The organism is Bacillus sp. OK048, from assembly GCF_900103525.1.
GTDB lineage: Bacteria > Bacillota > Bacilli > Bacillales > Cytobacillaceae > Neobacillus.
Genome location: NZ_FNHN01000020.1, coordinates 1 through 20583, shown reverse-complemented (window position 1 = coordinate 20583; position 20583 = coordinate 1). Strand labels below are relative to the sequence as shown.

20 protein-coding genes, 9 tRNA genes and 1 rRNA gene are annotated in these 20583 nt (G+C 37.3%); 2 read left to right on the top strand and 28 right to left on the bottom strand.

What is annotated here, in order from left to right; all coding sequences use genetic code 11:
• Positions 1–431: 431 nt before the first annotated feature.
• The 9 genes from BLR86_RS23805 to modA all read right to left on the bottom strand — a co-directional run bounded on the left by BLR86_RS23805 (position 432) and on the right by modA (position 8136).
• Complete coding sequence (locus BLR86_RS23805; RefSeq protein ID WP_090767774.1) at positions 432–1832, bottom strand: HAMP domain-containing sensor histidine kinase; 1401 nt, start codon at positions 1830–1832, stop codon at positions 432–434.
• A complete protein-coding gene (locus BLR86_RS23800; protein WP_090767771.1) occupies positions 1829–2530 on the bottom strand; it encodes a response regulator transcription factor in 702 nt (233 codons plus the stop codon). The genes BLR86_RS23805 and BLR86_RS23800 overlap by 4 nt, the downstream gene beginning before the upstream one ends.
• Positions 2531–2689: 159 nt before the next feature.
• Positions 2690–3079, bottom strand: coding sequence for a PepSY domain-containing protein (locus BLR86_RS23795; RefSeq protein ID WP_090767768.1), 390 nt, complete (start codon positions 3077–3079; stop codon positions 2690–2692).
• Between the two features lie 126 nt (positions 3080–3205).
• Entirely contained in the window at positions 3206–3745 is a 540-nt protein-coding gene (locus BLR86_RS23790) for a hypothetical protein (RefSeq protein ID WP_090767765.1), read from the bottom strand.
• A gap of 1 nt (position 3746) precedes the next feature.
• Entirely contained in the window at positions 3747–4502 is a 756-nt protein-coding gene (locus tag BLR86_RS23785) for an ABC transporter permease (RefSeq protein WP_090767763.1), read from the bottom strand.
• On the bottom strand, positions 4502–5260 hold the full coding sequence (locus BLR86_RS23780) for an ABC transporter ATP-binding protein (protein ID WP_090767760.1): 759 nt from the start codon (positions 5258–5260) through the stop codon (positions 4502–4504). Before BLR86_RS23780 ends, BLR86_RS23785 begins: the two co-directional genes overlap by 1 nt.
• 169 nt (positions 5261–5429) lie before the next feature.
• The gene (locus BLR86_RS23775) at positions 5430–6245 is read right to left on the bottom strand and encodes an undecaprenyl-diphosphate phosphatase (protein ID WP_090767861.1); all 816 of its coding nucleotides are present in this window, start codon (positions 6243–6245) and stop codon (positions 5430–5432) included.
• A 423-nt stretch (positions 6246–6668) separates the two neighbouring features.
• Entirely contained in the window at positions 6669–7325 is a 657-nt protein-coding gene (modB, locus tag BLR86_RS23770) for a molybdate ABC transporter permease subunit (RefSeq protein ID WP_090767757.1), read from the bottom strand.
• A gap of 1 nt (position 7326) precedes the next feature.
• Positions 7327–8136, bottom strand: a complete 810-nt coding sequence (gene modA / locus BLR86_RS23765; protein ID WP_090767753.1) for a molybdate ABC transporter substrate-binding protein — start codon at positions 8134–8136, stop codon at positions 7327–7329.
• Between the two features lie 154 nt (positions 8137–8290).
• Here modA and BLR86_RS23760 point away from each other — a divergent pair, with 154 nt between their 5' ends.
• The gene (locus tag BLR86_RS23760) at positions 8291–9220 is read left to right on the top strand and encodes a helix-turn-helix transcriptional regulator (protein ID WP_090767750.1); all 930 of its coding nucleotides are present in this window, start codon (positions 8291–8293) and stop codon (positions 9218–9220) included.
• 37 nt (positions 9221–9257) lie between these two features.
• Here the strand turns inward: BLR86_RS23760 and BLR86_RS23755 are convergent, their stop codons facing one another.
• Entirely contained in the window at positions 9258–9854 is a 597-nt protein-coding gene (locus tag BLR86_RS23755; protein WP_090767746.1) for a DUF4256 domain-containing protein, read from the bottom strand.
• Between the two features lie 288 nt (positions 9855–10142).
• Between BLR86_RS23755 and BLR86_RS23750 the strand changes: the two genes are divergently transcribed.
• On the top strand, positions 10143–10628 hold the full coding sequence (locus BLR86_RS23750) for a pyridoxamine 5'-phosphate oxidase family protein (protein WP_090767743.1): 486 nt from the start codon (positions 10143–10145) through the stop codon (positions 10626–10628).
• A gap of 123 nt (positions 10629–10751) precedes the next feature.
• Here the strand turns inward: BLR86_RS23750 and glmS are convergent, their stop codons facing one another.
• The 18 genes from glmS to rrf all read right to left on the bottom strand — a co-directional run.
• A complete protein-coding gene (gene glmS, locus BLR86_RS23745; protein WP_090767740.1) occupies positions 10752–12554 on the bottom strand; it encodes a glutamine--fructose-6-phosphate transaminase (isomerizing) in 1803 nt (600 codons plus the stop codon).
• Between the two features lie 69 nt (positions 12555–12623).
• Complete coding sequence (locus BLR86_RS26315; RefSeq protein ID WP_175493035.1) at positions 12624–12767, bottom strand: hypothetical protein; 144 nt, start codon at positions 12765–12767, stop codon at positions 12624–12626.
• 235 nt (positions 12768–13002) lie between these two features.
• Positions 13003–14352, bottom strand: coding sequence for a phosphoglucosamine mutase (gene glmM, locus BLR86_RS23740; protein WP_090767738.1), 1350 nt, complete (start codon positions 14350–14352; stop codon positions 13003–13005).
• A 37-nt stretch (positions 14353–14389) separates the two neighbouring features.
• Entirely contained in the window at positions 14390–15622 is a 1233-nt protein-coding gene (locus BLR86_RS23735; protein ID WP_090767735.1) for a CdaR family protein, read from the bottom strand.
• The gene (gene cdaA, locus BLR86_RS23730) at positions 15615–16448 is read right to left on the bottom strand and encodes a diadenylate cyclase CdaA (RefSeq protein WP_090767732.1); all 834 of its coding nucleotides are present in this window, start codon (positions 16446–16448) and stop codon (positions 15615–15617) included. Before cdaA ends, BLR86_RS23735 begins: the two co-directional genes overlap by 8 nt.
• 211 nt (positions 16449–16659) lie before the next feature.
• Positions 16660–17283: an anti-sigma factor family protein gene (locus BLR86_RS23725; RefSeq protein ID WP_090767730.1), complete on the bottom strand. Its 624-nt coding sequence runs from the start codon at positions 17281–17283 to the stop codon at positions 16660–16662.
• A 15-nt stretch (positions 17284–17298) separates the two neighbouring features.
• Complete coding sequence (gene sigW / locus BLR86_RS23720; protein WP_090767727.1) at positions 17299–17862, bottom strand: RNA polymerase sigma factor SigW; 564 nt, start codon at positions 17860–17862, stop codon at positions 17299–17301.
• 206 nt (positions 17863–18068) lie between these two features.
• Positions 18069–18965 carry an arginase gene (gene rocF / locus BLR86_RS23715; protein WP_090767724.1) on the bottom strand — a complete coding sequence of 299 codons (897 nt, stop codon included), beginning with the start codon at positions 18963–18965 and terminating at the stop codon, positions 18069–18071.
• Between the two features lie 515 nt (positions 18966–19480).
• Positions 19481–19556 (bottom strand) — tRNA-Ala (locus BLR86_RS23710).
• 93 nt (positions 19557–19649) lie between these two features.
• Positions 19650–19722, bottom strand: a tRNA-Lys gene (locus tag BLR86_RS23705).
• 1 nt (position 19723) lies between these two features.
• Positions 19724–19798, bottom strand: a tRNA-Gln gene (locus BLR86_RS23700).
• Between the two features lie 49 nt (positions 19799–19847).
• A tRNA-Tyr gene (locus BLR86_RS23695) sits at positions 19848–19932 on the bottom strand.
• A 16-nt stretch (positions 19933–19948) separates the two neighbouring features.
• Positions 19949–20024: transfer RNA gene (locus BLR86_RS23690), tRNA-Thr, on the bottom strand.
• Between the two features lie 39 nt (positions 20025–20063).
• A tRNA-Val gene (locus BLR86_RS23685) sits at positions 20064–20139 on the bottom strand.
• 66 nt (positions 20140–20205) lie between these two features.
• Positions 20206–20280, bottom strand: a tRNA-Glu gene (locus tag BLR86_RS23680).
• Between the two features lie 19 nt (positions 20281–20299).
• Positions 20300–20372 (bottom strand) — tRNA-Thr (locus BLR86_RS23675).
• Positions 20373–20398: 26 nt separating this feature from the next.
• Positions 20399–20473, bottom strand: a tRNA-Asn gene (locus BLR86_RS23670).
• A gap of 15 nt (positions 20474–20488) precedes the next feature.
• Positions 20489–20583 (bottom strand): 5S ribosomal RNA (rrf, locus tag BLR86_RS23665); the annotation flags it as partial.

Below are 20583 nucleotides of genomic sequence, written 5' to 3'. Positions count from 1 at the left end.
CTCACTTTATTTATAAAAAATGACAATCACAGCAATACCAATGGCTATTAACAAACGTATCCATTTTTATTCTGAGACAGATCGTTGATTTATCGGGCTTTCTCCGTTGTTAATCAATCGTTTGATTAGTATTCGACCTAAACTAATTAAACGATTGATTAATAAAAAAGAATCGAGATGGGCATAAGAACGGTACGATTCTTTGGATTCATGGAATAAAATAACTAACTGAAATAGTTAAAAATCGTTTCATATTCATCCAGAATACAAAAAAACTCAATTCTAAAATTGAATTGAGTCTAATGTCTTCGAATTAAAATATCATTCCCGCTTTTCCAGGCTTATTTCACGCTTTTGACTCGTTTGAATCTGCTAAATCGCATCAGGAAACCTACGGTGAAAATCGACAAATATCGAAAAACCATTCCTCACTAATCTAGTGGAAAAGTAATTTGAACCTTCGTCCATTTCCCATACATACTATCGATTTCTAAGGTTCCTCGATAAATATCCAATAACCTTTTTGCAATCGATAGTCCTAGCCCATTCCCACCATGTTTTCTACTTCTTGCCTTATCCACACGATAAAAGCGATTGAGTACAAAAGGTAATTCTTCTTTCGGGATACCCACTCCATAATCTTTTACCTCAATCGTCAATTGCTTATCTGTATGTCTTACATTCATCTGTACAACTTTTTCATTTGTTGAATATTTAATGGCGTTGTCTAATAATATTATCATTATTTGTTCAAGGTGACTTTTTAGAATTTTTATCGTAAAATCCGTATCAATATCAATAGTGGAGGATATTTCAAAATCATTATTTATAGTTTGGAAGTTTTCAACAATATTCACCAAAATCTCCTTCATTTTGACTTCTTCCAATGAGTTCATATTTGTAGTGGATTCTTCTACTCTTGAGAGAGTTAATAATTCCGAAACAAGGTGAATAAGTCTATCGGTTTCATGTAAACTTAAATGAATGGAGCGTTCCAATACTTTTGGGTCATCCTTCCCCCAGCGATTGATAAGCGATAAATGCCCATGAATGATGGATAACGGTGTTTTTAATTCATGGGAAGCATCTTCTACAAATTGTTGTTGCTGCTGAAATGACTTTTCTAAGTTATCCATTAATTCATTAAACATAATCCCTAATTCTGTCATTTCATCACGTTGCTTGTTTATTGGAACCCTTTCTTTCAAACCATTTTCTTTTATTCTTTTCATTGTTCTTATCATTGAATTAATTGGCTTTAACAGTTGAAAGGAAATAAGTCTGCCCCCAAATAAACTAAGGAGAATTGCAACCAGCCCTGTTACAATAACCAACATAAATATTTGATTAATCAAACTATCAAAGTTCTCTAAATTACGAACGATTTCTACTGTTCCTTTAAAGCCATTTACTTCGAATGGCTTCCTAAATATCAACAAACGATCACCTTTTGGAGAAAATTCCACTAGTTCTGCTTTTGTCACATTTTTCGGAGATACCCACCCTTGTGGTACCTCGTCTGATATCGTAAATAACGGAGAATTGTTTTCCCTCACAATCCTTATCAGTTGATACTTTTCATTCAGAACGTCTAAATAGTGTTCACTCTCCGAAATATTCCCTTTAAAATTTGAATCTTGAATGTACGCGGTTACTTCATCCATCTTTTTTTGGATGGTTTGCTTTTCTCGATTAACTACCCAGTTCTGAATGACAAAATACTGTAAAATATTATAAGAGATAAATAAAAATAGCATTAAAAGGGCAGCCCATAAAGTTAATTTCCATTTAATATTGATGCTTCTTGGAATTAAATCTTTTAAGTTTCTCATTCTCTCATCACATACCCCATCCCTCTCATTGTTTGAATAAAACTTTCTTTATCTACAGAATCTAGTTTATTTCGAAGATGTCTTACATAAACATCGACGACATTTGTTTCAATTTCTGCATCATAACCCCAAATATTTTCTAGGAGAACCTCCCTTGTTAAGACACGATTAATATTTTTCATAAACATAAACAATAAGTCATATTCCTTTTTCGTTAATTCTATCAATTGTTCGCCTTTTTTTAATAACCTTGATTCAATATTCAACTCTAAATCTTTAAATGATAAAAGCAAAGTCGGTAAGTCGTTACGCTTTTCTTCTCTTCTCATAATGACTCTAATTCTTGCCAGTAACTCTTCAATCGCAAAAGGTTTTGGTATATAATCATCAGCACCACTATCCAGCCCTGCTACTCGGTCCATTACGCTGTCTCTTGCTGTAATCATAATAATCGGAATATCCTTAACTGCTTTTAATCTTCGGCAAACTTCGATACCGTTTAACTTTGGCAGCATTAAATCTAAAAGGATAACATCCCACTTTCTTTCTAATGCAAGTTCAAGCCCTTCTCTCCCGTCAAAAGCAGCACTTACATTGTATCCTTCATGCGTTAACTCAAGTACAATAAATTCTGATAAAGCCTCTTCGTCTTCAATTACTAAAATATCCAACTTTTCAACCTCCAAATATGACTGCATCTATTTAATTTTTTCTATATATGATTAAAATGTCCCTATTATCTTAAACCAAAAAGAAAAGTTATAATACCAAATGCATTTAATTGAAATTAGTGCGCTCATCTGAAATGAATAAGTCCTACTCGCACAAGCAAGTAGGACCCTTTTGAATTTACTTTATTACTCTTGTTCACTGTCACTTTCGGAATCATTTTCATCGTCCACATCAACTTTTAAGACCTTACCAGTTTTGGCGTCTACTTTTACATCATGTTTTTTCCCTTGATCGTCAGTAACTTCTACGCCATAAACAACGGTTCCATCTTCATCTTCAAGTTCTGTCTTCTCTGCTTTTCCTGCAACCTCTTTTAATGCAGCTGAAATGGCTTCTTCCTTAGTGATCGATGCTTCTTTTGCCAATTGGTTCTGCTCCTGCTTATCTGTTACCTCTACCTTATTACTATTACTATCATTATTTGCTGCAAATGCGGAAGTGTTTAAAAGAGAGCCTGCCACTCCGCCTCCTAAAATTGCTGCTGCCAATGCGGGTATTATAAACTTTTTCTTCATTTGTCTTCCTCCTCATATTATTAACTGTGGTACATCCTCATCTTAAGCCTCTACCATGAAGTAAATCTGAATTGAATTGAAAATTAAATTAATCTTTACGTGAAAAAATTTTCATTTTAATAATCTTTAAGCAACTCGCTTCCTTCTATTTTTTGTGAAATTCAATCCCACAAAAATCAGAATTATAAGCGGGGTTCCTATTGATACAACTTGTATAATCGTCGGATTAATCTTTGTATTACCCATAATTTCGATAGGGATTCCATTACTAGAATATATATCTAAACTATGAGCACTAGCAGCCGTTACGTATAGATAATAATTGCTGGTATATACAAAACGAATGGGGAGTGAAATTTCCTTTGTTTCACCCGGCTTTAATTCCTTAACTTGTTCCGGTTTATCTGCACTATAGTCTTCTAAATTAACCGTCCATTTTTTGCCCATATCCGCCATTGTAATATAGACGACTAAATCTTTTATAGATTGATTTGTATGATTTGTAACTTGTGCTTTAACTGTTGTCTCTTTCCCTGGATAATCTTTAACCTGATTAGGAGAGATTACTTTAACCTCAACATTTGGTTGTTCCATAGCAAAAACATTTTGCCCAGTTACTACAAATCCCAGAAGTATCACCAGAATGATTCCTGCCTTTTTCAACAAATTACTCCCCTCCTAAAAAGTCCATTTTTTTACTTGCATAGAATAAGCAAATGATTGATATACCCAAGAAACACAAAACAGGTAAACTATCCATAACGATAGAGAAGAAACTTAATTTATTTACTAACCAATCTTTTAAAGTCAGCATACTAGCAGAAACAGGACTTAATGAATCAACTAAATGGGCAAATCCTGATTTTTTCATTGTTGTCGATAGAAACATAGGTATGGCAGTCACCAAAAACAAGACAATCGACAAAAGTGTTGCATTTTTACTTGACGATATCCAAGAAGAAAATGCTAATGACAGCAATGAAAAACTAATTACTAACGGCAATCCAATTAGATATAAATAGGCTAAAATCGTAAATAGCATATTCGTTCCATATGTCAAAGCATAGAAGTAGGGAATGGATATAACTGAGATTATTAGCCAAAAAACCAAAATTCCCACTACCTTAGAAAGGATTATTTTCACCTTTGATAAGGGTGTTAATAATAGACTTTCTAATGTTCCTTGCTCCCTTTCACCAGAAACCATTGTTGATCCTAAAATGATGGATAATAGAATACTGATACCAATTAACGCCTTCATAAATGTCATATTTACTTCGACTTGAGCAAGCAAACTTAGTTCCTTCACCGAGATAAAACTATAGGTCAAACCACTGAATAGAATGGAAATAGCAAAGAAAATCCAAATGCCTTTTCGGGAAAAGACATGTTCCCTTATTTCCTTTTTTATTAAACTTGACATTAGATGCTCCCCCCAACTTCATCCGTTGTTAAACGAAAGAATATATCCTCTAATGTAGGATTCTCATTCCTTAAGACTAAACGATAACCTTTTATTAACTCGTCTAAATACCCTTCTTCAAGCAGTTTTCCTTGTTTTACAATAGCTACACGGTTACAAATTTCTGAGATTTCTTTTAATAAATGTGATGTGATAAAAACAGTAACATTCTGTTCTTGATTTAATCTTGTAATAATCGACTGTATATCTTTTTGCCCTTGTGGGTCCAAGCCTAACGTAGGTTCATCAAGAAAAATAATAGAGGGCTCATGCACAATTGTTTTCGCAATACCAATCCGTTGCCTCATACCTCGTGAATATTTTCCAATGAGAACATCTGCCTTCCCGGCCATTCCTACCCACTCAAGAACCTCTTCAACTCTCGACTTGACCCTTCTTTTATTAACACCATAGAGTTCGGCAAATAATTTTAAATATTCTCTTCCCGTCATCCAATTATAGTAACCATGAGATTCTGGCAATACCCCAATTAATTTGCTCACCGATGCGTTTTCACGCTTTACTTCCTTTCCTTCAATGGTTACTGACCCATTACTAGGTTCTATTAATCCATTTAACATTCGAATCGTAGTCGTTTTCCCCGCACCATTTGGACCTAAAAAGCCATATATATCCCCTTTATTCACTTGAAGATTCAAAGAGTCAACAGCCACAAAACCATTGTCGTATTGTTTAGTTAAATTTGTTGCTTTAATCATTTCAAATCCCCCTACCGCCTACTTTTTAAGTACATATTTAATATAAAGAATAACTATGAACTACTCCCGAAAGTTAAAAAAATACAACTTAAAATTTCAATGAAATTTTTTTCATAATCAACAAAATAAAAAACCCCACTATTAAGTGGAGTGGATAATAAGAATTTATTTACCCTAAAATAATCACTGCAATTCCAACTACAAAACAGTAGATTGAAAAGTAACCGAGTTTTCCTTTTTTCATAATATTAATGAACCACTTTAATGAAAAATAGGAAGCGACTAAGGAAGCCATAAAGGCTATTGTATATGGGAGAAAGAGTTGTCCTATTCCTGGATCGTGAATTAAATCGGAAAGTGATAAAATCATCCCGCCTACACTAACAGGAATATAGAGGAAAAAGGAAAACTTAAGTGCTGTCTCGCGTTTTATTCCTAGGGCCATAGAAGATACAATGGTTGCCCCTGAGCGACTGACCCCCGGTATTAATGCCACTGCCTGTGATAACCCAATAATAATCGAATCCTTGAGGGTTAATTCGCCATCACCTTTACTACCCTTTAAGTTTCGGATTAGCCAAAGTGCAATACCCGTTAATATTAAAGTGTAGCCAATAACCCTTATGCCTTTAAATGTGGATGCTATCTGATCCTGAAAGAGGACACCAATAATTCCTGCAGGTATGGTACCAATAATCAGATAAAGGACAAAATAAAAGTCTTTCTTCATACTCTCGGTTTTATCTGAAACGACTAAATAGGATACACTATTCTTTGCCAACTGCATCAAGTCAGAGCGGTAGATGAACAATACAGCAAGTAATGAAGCGAAGTTGACCAACACCTCAAAACTTAATCCGGAAATTTCCAAGCCGAAAAAATGTTCGAATAAAACTAAATGTCCACTGGACGAGACAGGAATTGGTTCTGTTATCCCCTGTACTAGTCCTAATATTAAATATTTTAATAGTTCAATCACATTCACTGAATCCACGTACAAGCACTCCTATCAGTCGCTATTCTTTTTTGCTTTCTTTTTAACATAGTTAACTAAACTAAAACCAATTAGTGATACACGGCCTATGAGAAAAGCACTTAATAAATGCCCTTTTAATTTCATTTAGTTAACACCTACTTTCATTTATCAATGAATTGGTATTCTGGAAACATATAATAAAGAGTAACAATAAAGAATGAAAATTTAAGGATTGAATGATTAAAAAAATTTAATGTTGTAATTATTATTTAATCCCAAATAAAAAAAGGAGTTTTATCTCCTTTAAAATGCAGTATAAAATTAAACAATTTTATTGGTTCCGAAACAGCTTAAAAGCCTGGCGGACGCCAGGCCTTGGTCATAGTTTTTGGATTTTAACCAAGTTCCTAGGGATAAAACCATATTATAAAATCAAGCTTTCACTAGGCGCATGCATATTAACATCAAAAATGAAATCACCATTATGCTCGCCACCCATAACCAGGCCAATTCCATATTACCTGAATCAATGGCAACATAGATTGCTGTAGGGATGGTTTGGGTTTTCCCTGGGATGTTTCCAGCAAACATTAAAGTCGCTCCAAACTCCCCTAATGCTCGTGCAAAACTCAATATTGCACCCGATATGATAGCTCTATATGCGAGTGGAATGGTAACAAACATAAACAACTTGTACGCATTTGCCCCATCAACACGTGCTGCATTCTCAATATCCTCATCAATCGCTTCAAATCCTGTTTTAGCAGATTGATACATAAGAGGGAACGCGACAACAGAAGAGGCAATAACGGCAGCCCACCAGGTAAACATAATAGGTTGCCTAAACAACTCTTCTATCAACTGTCCTATGGGACTATTCCTTCCAAAAATAACAATTAACAAAAATCCAACAACGGAAGGTGGTAAGACTAACGGTAAAAGGAAAATCGTTTCAACTACGGCGATCCCTTTGAATTTTTTATTAGCCATCATCTTCCCTAAAACAAGCCCAAGCGCCACTACCATTATTCCAGAAATAGAGGCTATCTCAACGGATAGCCTAATGGGTGACCAAAAATCAGTTGCCATTTTATTTTAGACCCTTAAACCCATACTTTTTAAAAGTCTTCATTGAATTTTCATTTTGTAAAAAGTCGTAGAATAATTGGGCTTCTTTCGCATGGGCACTATTCTTAATCACACCCAAAGGATAAATAATAGGAGCATGAGAATCCTCAGGTGCCGTCGCTGCAATCTTAACCTTTTCAGAAATCAATGCATCTGTTTTATAGACAATTCCTGCGTCCACATTGTTCGTCTCAACATATGTAAGCACCTGCCGAACATCCTTGGCAAAAACCACTTTTCCTTCAATTGCTTGCCATACATTTAATTTTTCTAATGTATCCTTCGCATATTTTCCTACCGGTACTGCTTCTGGAGTACCAATGGAAATTTTATCTGCTTTTGTAAGATCCTCGAATGTTTTAATCTCTTTCGTTGAATCTTTCGGTACCACTAATACTAGTTCATTTCCAACTAAATCGATTCCCTTTGCCTCTTCGATAAGTCCGTCTAGCACCAATTTATCAAATTTGTCTTCGGCAGCAGAAAAGAAAAGATCTGCAGGTGCACCTTGAGAAATTTGTTGTTGCAGAGCTCCTGAAGCTCCAAAGTTATAGTTTATTTTTACATTTGAATGTTCCTTCTCAAAGTTTGCTGTAATTTCATTTAATGCATCTTGCAAACTTGCAGCTGCTGAAACGGTCAACTCCACTTTCTCCACAGGAGCTTCTTGTTTCTTCCCTTCAGGCTTTTTCGTTTGCTCATTTGCTGCACCTGAACATCCAGCCACTGTAAGTAAAAATAGCATCATCGTTAAAAATAAAAGTTTTTTCATTTTCCTTCTCCCTTTCAAACTATTTATAACTAACTATAACTAATTATAATTAGTTATGTCATAAAAAGGTATAAGAATAATCACATTTCGTCATTTTTTTATAGTTATACTTTTTCACAGATAATACGTTACAATTAAGAATGGAGGGATGCAAATGTCCAAGGAGCTTTCCTATACGATTGAAGAGGTATCGCAGCTTTTAAAAGTATCAAAATTAACCTTATATGACCTTGTTAAAAAAGGGCAACTACCTGTATTCCGTGTAGGTAGACAGATGAGAATAGATGCAAAAGACTTGGAGGTTTATATAAATAACCACAAGACGAATCAACAACCCACCTTCCAGCCCTCAGCTGCCGTTCCTCACAGGAACGAAACAAAGAATAACATTGTCATTAGCGGACAAGACCTGGTTTTAGACATACTCGGTAAACACATCGAGAAAAATACTTCCTATAAACCATTACGATCTTTTACAGGAAGTTTAAATAGCTTAATCTCTATGTACAATGGTGAAGGTGACATCGTTAGCTTACATTTATTTGATGGGGATACAGGCGAGTATAATCTGCCATATATAAAAAGAATTTTAGTGGGATATCCATTTATTTTAATAAACCTCCTAGCAAGAAAAGCAGGTTTCTACGTTAAAAAAGGGAACCCTTTAAACCTCACATCTTGGGCTGATTTAAAACGGGAAGATGTGAAAATTATTAATCGAGAAAAAGGCTCAGGGGCACGAATCCTACTTGATGAACAACTAAGAATTAACGAGATACCTACAAGGAAGATTAAGGGCTATGATCATGAAGAGACCAATCATTTAAGTGTGGCTTCTGCAGTCTCAACTGGAATAGCTGATGTTGGTGTGGGAATTGAAAAGGCTGCAAAAATAGTTGGAATCGATTTTATTCCATTAATCACCGAACAGTATGATTTGGTTATTCTAAAAACAACTGAAACTGAACAACTCATTAGCACGATTAAAGGAATCTTATCTTCCCCACAGTTCAATTCTGAAATTACCTCATTAGGAGATTATGATACCTCGCAGATTGGAAAAATTATTTATGAAACCTATTAACAAAGAAGGCTACTCGGCCTTCTTTGTTTCTATTATGTTAGACCCTTAGCGATCCACGGAATCCTCTTGCGCCATAGTAAGAGTCCGCACCATTGTGATACACAAAGACAGTGTCATAACGACGGTCACAAAAGATTGCACCACCAAGTTTTCTAATATCAGATGGTGTTTGCACCCAGCTCGATGATTTTTTATCGAAATCTCCAAGTTCCTGTAAAGCTCGATATTGTTCTTCCGTTAAAAGTTCAATGCCCATGGCAGTTGCCATATCAATAACGGTATTTTCTGGTTTATGTTGTTTCCTTGACTCCAGTGCTTCACGGTCGTAACAAATACTTCTGCGGCCTTTAGGACTTTCCGCTGAACAATCATAAAAAATGTATTCGTCATTCTGCTCACCATGACCAACAACATCTGGTTCACCGCCCGTTCTTTCCATTTCATTGAGCGACCATAGTTTATCAGGATTAACTTCCAGCTTTGCTTGGACTTTAGCCCATTCAAGGCCAATATGGCGGTTCATGTTTTTCTCAAAACGAGCTTCCAATACTCCTAGTAATTCTTCACGCTGTTCTAGTGACAACTCCAGCTTAATGCTGTTCAAATTTAGCTCCCCCTTATTTTTTAAACTCATACTAGTTTAAGTATATACAAATATTTGTATTATCAAAAATCGTAAAATAAACTAGTGCCTTTTTGGCATCACTTATATCCAATAAAGGCACCCTACTCAATTTTTTATACCAATTGGTCTATATATAAACTAAAATATATAATTTAGTAAATCAAACTATTTTACCTTATCTATTCATTATAGTTGTCTGCTTTCATTTTGTTTAAAATTTTATTTAATTCATCCTACCTGAATAAAAGTTGGTGTAAAGGGGAGTATACCTCTGTAAGAATTAATGAGGTGATGAAAATGTCTAACATGATAAAACAAGAGGAATTGCAAACATTACGCGAGTTAATCAAAGACGTAGACACGGCCATGTTGACTACGTTAACAGAAGATGGGCTAGTTTCTCGTCCTATGAAAACACAAGAAGTAGAGTTTGATGGTGACTTATGGTTTTTCACAAAAAAAGAGACTAATAAATATGAAGAAATTTTACATGATCAAGAAGTGAATGTGGCTTATGCAGGTAAATCCTATGTTTCCGTCCGTGGAAGAGCGGAAATCGTTGAAGACTTACGCAAGAAAAAGGAATTGTGGAACAAAGCATATGAGAAGATTATGCAAACTTCTTATGATGATCCTAACGTTGTCTTGATAAAGGTTAAAGCAGAAGCTGCTGAATATTGGGAAACCGGTAATTTCACGAAAAGAATCGCCTTTTTTTATAAACGCATGACAGGGCAAAGTTCTAAATCGGCAGATGTTAATAAAACAGTTGAATTGAATTAAAGAAAAGAGACCTCTGATTACCGAGGTCTCTACTTGAGATAAGGAGTTACTAGTTTTTTGAAATAGCACGATTAGGTCCTGACTATGTTGTCATCCACAATAAATTTTCTTGTACTATTCTACCTACTCCACTGTCACCGATTTAGCAAGGTTACGCGGTTTGTCAACATCGCAATCACGGTGTAGTGCTGCGTAGTAGGAAAGGATTTGCAATGGTATTACAGAGATAAGTGGTGTTAATAAATCATGTACTTCCGGAATAACGAAGCTGTCTTCGTCCATGTTTAGTCCATTCATGGAAATGATGCATGGGTTTGCACCGCGGGCCACTACTTCCTTTACGTTTCCGCGAATGCTTAAGTTTACACTTGCTTGGGTGGCAAGTGCAATCACTGGGGTACCTTCTTCAATTAAAGCAATGGTACCATGCTTTAATTCTCCACCAGCAAATCCTTCTGCTTGTATATAAGAAATTTCTTTTAGCTTTAAGGCACCTTCTAACCCAACGTAGTAATCAATTCCACGTCCGATGAAGAAAGCATTACGTGTTACCGATAAAAACTCCCTAGAAATATACTCGATAATCTCTTTTGAGTCACAAAGTACTTCCATCGCATTGGCAACGAGTCCAAGTTCGTGAATAAGATCAAATCCTGGTTCAAGATTGCGGCTTTTTGCTGTTACTTCTGCTAATATAGCCAAAACTGCTAATTGTGCCGTATAAGCTTTTGTAGAGGCAACAGCAATTTCAGGACCAGCATGCAGCAATAACGTATAGTCTGCTTCACGAGAAAGGGTAGATCCAGGCACATTTGTAATCGTTAATGATGGATAACCCATTTCCTTAATCGTAACAAGAACCGCACGACTATCCGCAGTCTCACCACTCTGAGAAATGAAGACGAATAATGGTTTTTCAGAGAGAAGTGGCATATTATAACCAAATTCACTTGAAATATGGACTTCTACAGGAATTTTAGCCATTTTTTCAATGAACTGCTTCCCAACAAGACCTGCATGATAGGATGTTCCAGCTGCAATAATGTATACACGGTCAGCGTTATTCAGCGCAGAAATGATTTCAGGATCTATGGTTAATACACCCTGTTCATTTTGGTATGCTTGGATAATTTTACGCATAACTGCAGGCTGCTCATCAATCTCTTTTAACATGTAGTGTGGGTAAGTGCCTTTTTCGATATCACTTGCATCCAATTCTGCCATGTAGGAAGTACGAGTAATTGTCTCTCCAGCAAGATTTTGGATGGTGACGCCATTCTTAGTCACAATCACGATCTCTTTATCCATAAGCTCAACATATTCATTCGTAACTTGCAGCATTGCCATTGCGTCGCTGGCCACTACATTGAAATCAGCACCTACGCCAACGAGTAATGGACTTTTGTTTTTTGCAACAAAGATTGTGTCACTATTTTGTTCATCTAATAATGCAAGCGCATAGGAGCCATGTAAAAGAGTAAGCGTCTTACGAAAAGCTTCTAAAACCTCTAAGCCTTCGTGAGCAAACTTTTCAACCAATAGAACGATGACTTCTGTGTCTGTTTCACTGACAAAAGTAACATCTGTTAAGTATTCACGTTTTAACAGGTCATAATTCTCGATCACACCATTGTGAACAAGAGTAAACCGTCCAGATGCACTTTGATGTGGATGGGAATTTGTTCTACTTGGAACGCCATGAGTAGCCCAGCGTGTATGGCCAATTCCGATGTTAGCCATAACATCCACATCGACAATCTCACGTAAATCAGCAATTCGACCCTTTTCTTTAAAAACCTGAACTCCGTTTTCGTTCATTACAGCAATACCTGCTGAGTCATAACCTCTATATTCGAGCTTTTCTAAGCCTTTTAGTAAAATTTCTTTCGTATCATTATTTCCAATATATCCAACTATTCCACACATTTTTCTTTTCCTCCCTGATACAGGGGGCAAGAATGCTTGGGAGGCTCACCTTGCCCCCTTATCTCTGTTTTAGAAGGTATCTGTATATACCTTCTTCTTTTTGTTGCTATGTTTAGTATGCGCATTTCCTTCTCTTTGTGCACCAAGTTGCCTTGATGTTTTAAAGAAGAAACAATCGGTTGTGCGTCCAACCGGGAGGTATCCGCCGAACATTCGATAAACCTCCTCCTCGTCAACTAACCCACCTTGGTTAGTTCAGGCGCTTTTATTACTACTTTTTTACTTCTCGGCCCTCCTTTACTAAAATTTTTGCCTTTAAAAAGAAAAAGCAAAATAATCGTAACTGATGAATGGACATTCGTCAACTAGTTACTGTTTTTTTCCATTTACATAATAAAATATGCATAAGGGCTCCATACCGTTCCCTTATGCATATCTTTATAAAAGTCTATTCTTTTAATTCCATTTCTTCCTTTACTACAGAAACAATTCGTTCAACATAAGCTTCACATAATTCTTCTGTAGGGGCTTCTGCCATTACCCGAACAAGTGGCTCTGTGCCAGATGGACGAACGAGGATTCTCCCGTCCCCATTCATTTCTGCTTCTACCTGTTCGATTACCGCTTTTACCTTCTCATTATCCGTAACATGGTGCTTATCCGTTACCCGAACGTTAACAAGCTTCTGAGGAAACTTTTTCATATCTGCAGCTAATTCAGATAAAGTTTTCTGGGTTGATTTCATTATATTGACTAATTGCAGACCCGTTAATAAGCCATCTCCTGTAGTATTGTAATCCAAGAAAATGATGTGTCCGGATTGTTCACCGCCGAGATTAAATCCACTTTTCTTCATTTCTTCCACAACATAGCGATCACCCACTGCAGTAGGAACGCTATGGATTCCGAGTACTTCTAGACCTTTATAAAAGCCAAGATTACTCATAACCGTTGATACAATCGTACTATGTTTCAGACGCCCCTGTTCTTTCATGTACTTTCCACAAATAAACATGATTTGGTCGCCATCGACGATATTCCCCTTTTCATCGATTGCGATTAAGCGGTCTCCATCACCATCAAATGATAGTCCCACATCAGCTCCTTTTTCCTTTACCATAGCCGCTAAGCTTTCCGGGTGGGTTGAGCCAACACCAGCATTTATGTTAATGCCATTTGGAGAAGCACCCATAATAGAGATATCTGCATCCAAATCAGCAAATAAGTGTGTCGCGAGCGAAGACGTTGCACCATGAGCACAGTCTAAGGCAATATGGATCCCCGAAAAATCTTCATCAACTGTATTCTTCAGGTATTGAAGGTACTTTTGTCCGCCTTCAAAATAATCCATCACTTGGCCTAGATCTGCACCAACAGGTCTTGGTAATTGATCATCTGCCATATCAATTAACTCTTCGATCTCAAGCTCTTGCTCATCTGATAGCTTAAAACCATCTGGACCAAAGAATTTAATTCCGTTGTCTGCAACTGGATTGTGGGAGGCAGATATCATTACACCTGCTTCAGCACCAAGTGCCTTCGTTAAATAAGATACTCCTGGAGTTGAAATGACTCCTAAGCGCATAACCTCTGCACCAATTGAAAGTAAACCTGCCACCAATGCCCCTTCGAGCATATGACCTGATACGCGTGTATCACGGCCGATTAACACTTTTGGTCTGTCCTTGTCCTTTGTTAAAACAAAACCCCCGAAACGTCCTAGTTTAAAGGCTAATTCAGGTGTTAATTCGCTATTTGCAACTCCGCGGACGCCATCGGTTCCAAAGTATTTTCCCATTATCAAAATCGCTCCTTATCATGTATACTGCTGTGATTTATGCGTTGGCTTTCATTATGGTAACTTTTGCAGATAATTTATCCGGTTTCCATGTTACATTAGTTGGCCCAGTAACCTGAATATTGACGGTATGAACACCATCTGTAAGGCCCGTTAAATCAACGAATATCGTGAAGTCATTTGGTCCTAACCCAGTTATTGCATTACCTGGTCCAAAGACTAATAAATTTATTAATCGATTGGATGGATCATTAACAACCGCCTCATATTGGTCGGATAATCCTTTCACATTTATCGGGATAGCTGATACAGCTTTCTCGCTTTCACTTTTAGCAACAACAACCGTTGCTTTGACTGTTTCAGGTGTCACTTTCGTTACTCCGTTTGAGATAATGATTGGTAATGTGAGTGTTGTATTTTCATTTATTTTACTGATATCAACTTCGACACGGACACTATTAGTATCTTTTAAAACATCCTCAGATCCTGAAATGACAGCTTCCTTAACATCTAAAGTAATCGATTCAAGTGTCACCCCTGCTGGCGGGGTACCTTTTTCAACAATATTAATAGGTACAGTTTTATTGTTGCTTTTAACTGGAATGGTCACTTCCACTGTATCCGGCTCGACCACTACATCTAGTTTATTTAATTCTTTATCGAGTACCCGTACCTGTGCATTTTTTGAAACAGTACTATCAAGAAGAGCTTTACCATCAAGTGTTGCCTTTACATATGTAATTCGATCGATTACATCCTTGGCACCGGTGATTTTCACCTTGTTTGGTTTAACCGTAGGTTGTCCGGCTGAATAACCTTCTTTTATCAATTCACGGTCAAATTCAGCTTCTACGGTAAACTCTTTCGATATCCTTTCTTGAATCGATACGGTTACTGAAGCTGGTTTGATGGTTGCTTTTAATTTTTCTGATAACCCGCTTACTTCAAACTTTACTTTTTGATTACCTATTTTAGCATTGGTTAGGTCAACAAATACCTCGAAGTTTTTTAACGCCTTTGCTGACTGCACATGGGGCATTGGACCTTCGAGTGTTACTTCAACCATATCAGGCAGTCCTGAAACAACTAGGTTTTCGGTATCATAATAGGCTTTAACTGGAATTTCTTCTAGTATCTCAGAGGTTTTTACCCCTGGTACATTAATATCATTCGTTTTACTGGCAGCATTCGGAACGGCTGAATAAAGTAGAACAGCCATTAATAAAGCAAGGATTTTAATAAACCAGGGATTATCCATCAATTTATCCATTACTCTTCCCCCTCCAGTTCCAACGAGCTGAAGAAGCCGGTTTTACTTTTGTGTTGGTAACAATTAAATCATGCGAAATTAATTCCTTAAAACCCTCTACGGTTAAATTTCGGTGCAGCTCGCCATTTTTCGTTAAAGAGATATTTCCTGTTTCTTCTGAAACGACCACCGTAATACTGTCCGTAACCTCACTTATCCCTAAAGCAGCACGATGTCTTGTACCTAGTTCTTTTGAGATAAATGGACTTTCAGATAAAGGAAGATAACATGCAGCTGCAGCTACATTACCTTTTTGAATAATAACGGCCCCATCATGGAGCGGTGTATTTGGAATAAAGATATTTATGAGTAATTCGGAAGAAATTTTCGCGTCGAGTGGAATACCTGTTTCTATGTAATCACTCATGCCTGTTTCCCTCTCAATGGAAATTAATGCCCCAATACGCCGTTTTGCCATATAATCGGTTGCCTTCGTGATGGCGTCCACCATTTTCTCTTGATCTTCATCATCAGGTCCACTGCTTCTTGAAAAAAACTTCCCTCTTCCAAGTTGCTCAAGGGCTCTTCTAAGCTCAGGCTGGAAAATAATAATGACTGCAAGAAATCCCCAATCAATTGCCTGTTGCATGAGCCAACTTAGTGTATTTAGACCAAAAAAACCACTTACAACTCTTACAAGGAGAATAACCACAATTCCTTTTAATAATTGTACGGCCTTTGTTCCCTTTATTAGATTTAAAAGTTTATAAATGACATACGACACAAGGATTATATCAACAATACTAGCTAGATACTCCCATATAGTAAAATCTTCAAAAAACGGCATTGTTTTTCCTCCGTAAATTTGTCTAACTTATAACCAATTTATTATACCACAAATTAAGCTTGCACCCTATTTTTGTCAGAATAGAAATCATGAAAAGCTCTTTTTTTAAACGTTGTTGCTTATTATAACAAAAATTAATGATTGTACTGTGTTTTCACAGAAAACTGCCTCATTAAAAAAGAAATCACTCACTCCGAGTGACTTCTTACTATTATTCTTCACTTTCGTTAAAGATATCAACAACCTCGATAGCTGTCTTTTTCATGTGATACCAGATCCAATCGAATACTTCATTAACCTCTTCTATTTGCCCCGTTACACGACCGGCAGATGCTAAATACTGTTCTCCATTTATAACCGTTACATTTCCTTGGACTTCACCTTCGATTTTCAACTTTCCATTGCGAACAATCACATCGCCCTTGACCACTTCTCCTTCAGGGACAATTACCGTATCATTTTGAACAATCAGGTTTTCTTGTTTAGAAACAGAAAATTCTCGTTCTTGATTCCAGGTTGAAAATATACTTCCCATCATTAAAACTAAAAATAGTGAAGCCGCAGCGATTAGTGGATGATTTCGCATCCATCTTTGGACACCGACCTTTTTCTTTTCTTTAGGCAGGCGGGCCATTACATTCGCTGTAAAATTAGGAGGGGCCTGCATCCTAGAGGATCCTTTTACAACAGCGATTGTCCTCTTGAATTCATTGAACAGTGTCTCACAGTCCTTGCAGCCTTTGAGGTGTTCTCTTAAAATCATCTCATTTTGAGGGTCTATGTCTTCATCTAAATATTCATGCATTAATTCAACGATTTCTTCTTCACACTTCAACGTGTTCACCTCTTATCACACATAACGTAATTGTTGACGTAAAGCCTCTCGTCCACGATGGATACGGGTTTTGACTGTACCTAATGGCATGTCAAGGATTTCACTTATTTCATTTAAAGACAATTCTTCAATATATTTTAAAACAATAACCGATCTGTATTTTTCAGGAAGCTTTAAAATTTCCTTTTGAACGGTATCTTGAAGTTCAAGACTTTCCAATTCCGTTTCGGGTAAAGGAGAATTGGATGAAAGCTGCGAATACATGGTGAGACCTTCAGTTCCCGAAACTTCGGCATCTAGGTAGTAATCTGGCTTTTTCTTTCTAATTCTGTCAATACATAAATTAGTTGCAATCCTGAATAACCAAGTTGAAAACTTTAAATCTTGATTAAAAGATTTGATATTTACATATGCACGAATGAAGGCTTCCTGTGCAATGTCCTCTGCCTCATGACGATTTCCAAGCATACGGTAACCAAGCTGATAAATACTATTGCTATAAATTTCAACAATTTCAGCAAATGCATCCTGATCGCCTTTAATTACTTGTTTTATTCTCTTTTTTATAAGGGCATCCATTTGTTTTTCTCAGCTCCAATGCGGCTATACAATCTTACGAATCAATAGCAAAAAGGTTTCACTATAAATAATATCTTCTTACACACTTTTTATATTAACAAATATTAACTAATTTGGATAAAAGGAAGCTTAAAAGATTTTTTTTAGAGGAAAAAGATAGTGGAAAAAGATATAGCAGCTTTCTGTGGAAAGCTGCTGACGAATGATTATAATAATTTTTCACCGAACAATGAGCCCATCAATTCAACAGCTGCTCTTGCCGTTTTATTTTTTTCATCTAAAATCGGGTTGACTTCAACAAATTCTGCTGAAGTTATTATCTTTGCTTCTTCAAGCATTTCCATTGCTAGATGACTCTCACGATAACTAATCCCACCCATAACGGGGGTTCCCACTCCAGGAGCATCATTAGGGTCTAAACCGTCAAGATCTAGCGATAAGTGAACACCGTCTGTCTTTCCCTTTAGATATGAAATGGTTTCTTCCATTACTTTTGCCATCCCTAATCGGTCAATCTCATGCATCGTATAGACTTTTATTCCTTGTTCTTTAATAAGCATCTTCTCACCTTCATCAAGTGATCTCGCACCAATGATGATTACGTTCTCTGGTTTAACTTTTGGTGCATACCCGGCAATATCCGTTAATGAATGATGGCCAATACCTAAACTTACAGCCAATGGCATACCATGTATATTTCCAGTTGGCGATGTATCAGCCGTATTTAAATCGCCATGGGCATCATACCAGATAACTCCAAGCTGCTTATAATGTTTTGAAACACCTGCTAATGTACCGATGGCAATGCTATGGTCTCCTCCTAAAACCAGAGGAAATGAACCAGACTGAATAACTTCATCTACTTTTTCTGCCAGCAATGTACTTTTTTCTGCTACGAGGTCTAAATTTCTTAAATTCGATTCTTTATCGATCACCACTTCGGGTCTGCCAATCGGGATGTCTCCCATGTCATGGATTTCGTCAAAAAGTGGTTTTAATCTCTCGTTTATTCCAGCATAACGTATAGCACTCGGACCCATATCAACTCCACGTCTCATTTGTCCTAAATCCATCGGCATTCCAATAATAGATAGCTTTTTCATAGTCTCCCCCTATCCCTTGTTAATTCCTATTTTAACCGTTTGCAAGCCAATGACTCAACTCGACAAAGTTATGTATATATATACGGGCGGTAGCGGACGGAGTATTATTGCTAATCTATTGAAGGCTGCTATCGTTTTTTATAGGATCTTTTAGTTAGTGACCACTTTTTCTTTTCTTACAAGATTTCGGTCACTTATAGCCCTCATTAGTAACCACTTTTTCTTTTCTTACAAGATTCCGGTCACTTATAACCTTCATTAGTGACCACTTTTTCTTTTCTTACAAGATTTCGGTCACTTATAGCCCTCATTAGTGACCACTTTTTCTTTTCTTACAAGATTCCGGTCACTTATAGCCTTCATTAGTGACCACTTTTTCTTTTCTTACAAGATTCCGGTCACTTATTGCCTTTCGGGCTTTTGAATCAGCTGTTCAATGTGGACTAAATCGTGCTTGAACACAAAAAAACCTTAGATCACCAGATGATCTAAGGTAAATATTTTATGTAGTGTGATGGTGGAGCCTAGCGGGATCGAACCGCTGACCTCCTGCGTGCAAAGCAGGCGCTCTCCCAGCTGAGCTAAGGCCCCATAGTATTGGAGTAGAAAACCGGGAAACTCACTATTTTTTAAAGATAAAGACCCTCAGAGAAATAATTCTCTTGGGGCCAATTTGTTAAATGATGAGCCATGAAGGATTCGAACCTTCGACCCTCTGATTAAAAGTCAGATGCTCTACCAACTGAGCTAATGGCTCTTGGCTGGGCTAGCTGGATTTGAACCAACGCATGTCGCAGTCAAAGTGCGATGCCTTACCGCTTGGCTATAGCCCAATGTTTAAGGACATTATCTAGTTTGTCCAACATTTAATTAAAATATAAGTGGTGGAGGGGGACGGATTCGAACCGCCGAACCCGGAGGGAGCGGATTTACAGTCCGCCGCGTTTAGCCACTTCGCTACCCCTCCACTTATTAAAACTGCATGGTGCCGGCGAGAGGACTTGAACCCCCAACCTACTGATTACAAGTCAGTTGCTCTACCAATTGAGCTACCCCGGCACATAAGGAAAGATTATTTCCACTAGCGTGAAAAAATTATGGTGGAGGATGACGGGATCGAACCGCCGACCCTCTGCTTGTAAGGCAGATGCTCTCCCAGCTGAGCTAATCCTCCAATATATAAGAAATGTTGCATTCACTATCGTGTATGGTAAGATATATTCGTTAACGCGAAAAAATTTGGTGACCCCTACGGGACTCGAACCCGTGTTACCTCCGTGAAAGGGAGGTGTCTTAACCGCTTGACCAAGGGGCCATTTTTATAAAAATAGGTAAGCTCCCAAGCGGGCTCGAACCGCTGACCTCTTCCTTACCATGGAAGTGCTCTACCTACTGAGCTATGGAAGCATAGCTAATCCTCAAATTAATAAAAATGGCTCCGCAGGTAGGACTCGAACCTACGACCGATCGGTTAACAGCCGATAGCTCTACCACTGAGCTACTGCGGAATAATAATAATAATAGCCTGGCAACGTCCTACTCTCACAGGGACAAAGTCCCAACTACCATCGGCGCAAAGAAGCTTAACTTCCGTGTTCGGTATGGGAACGGGTGTGAC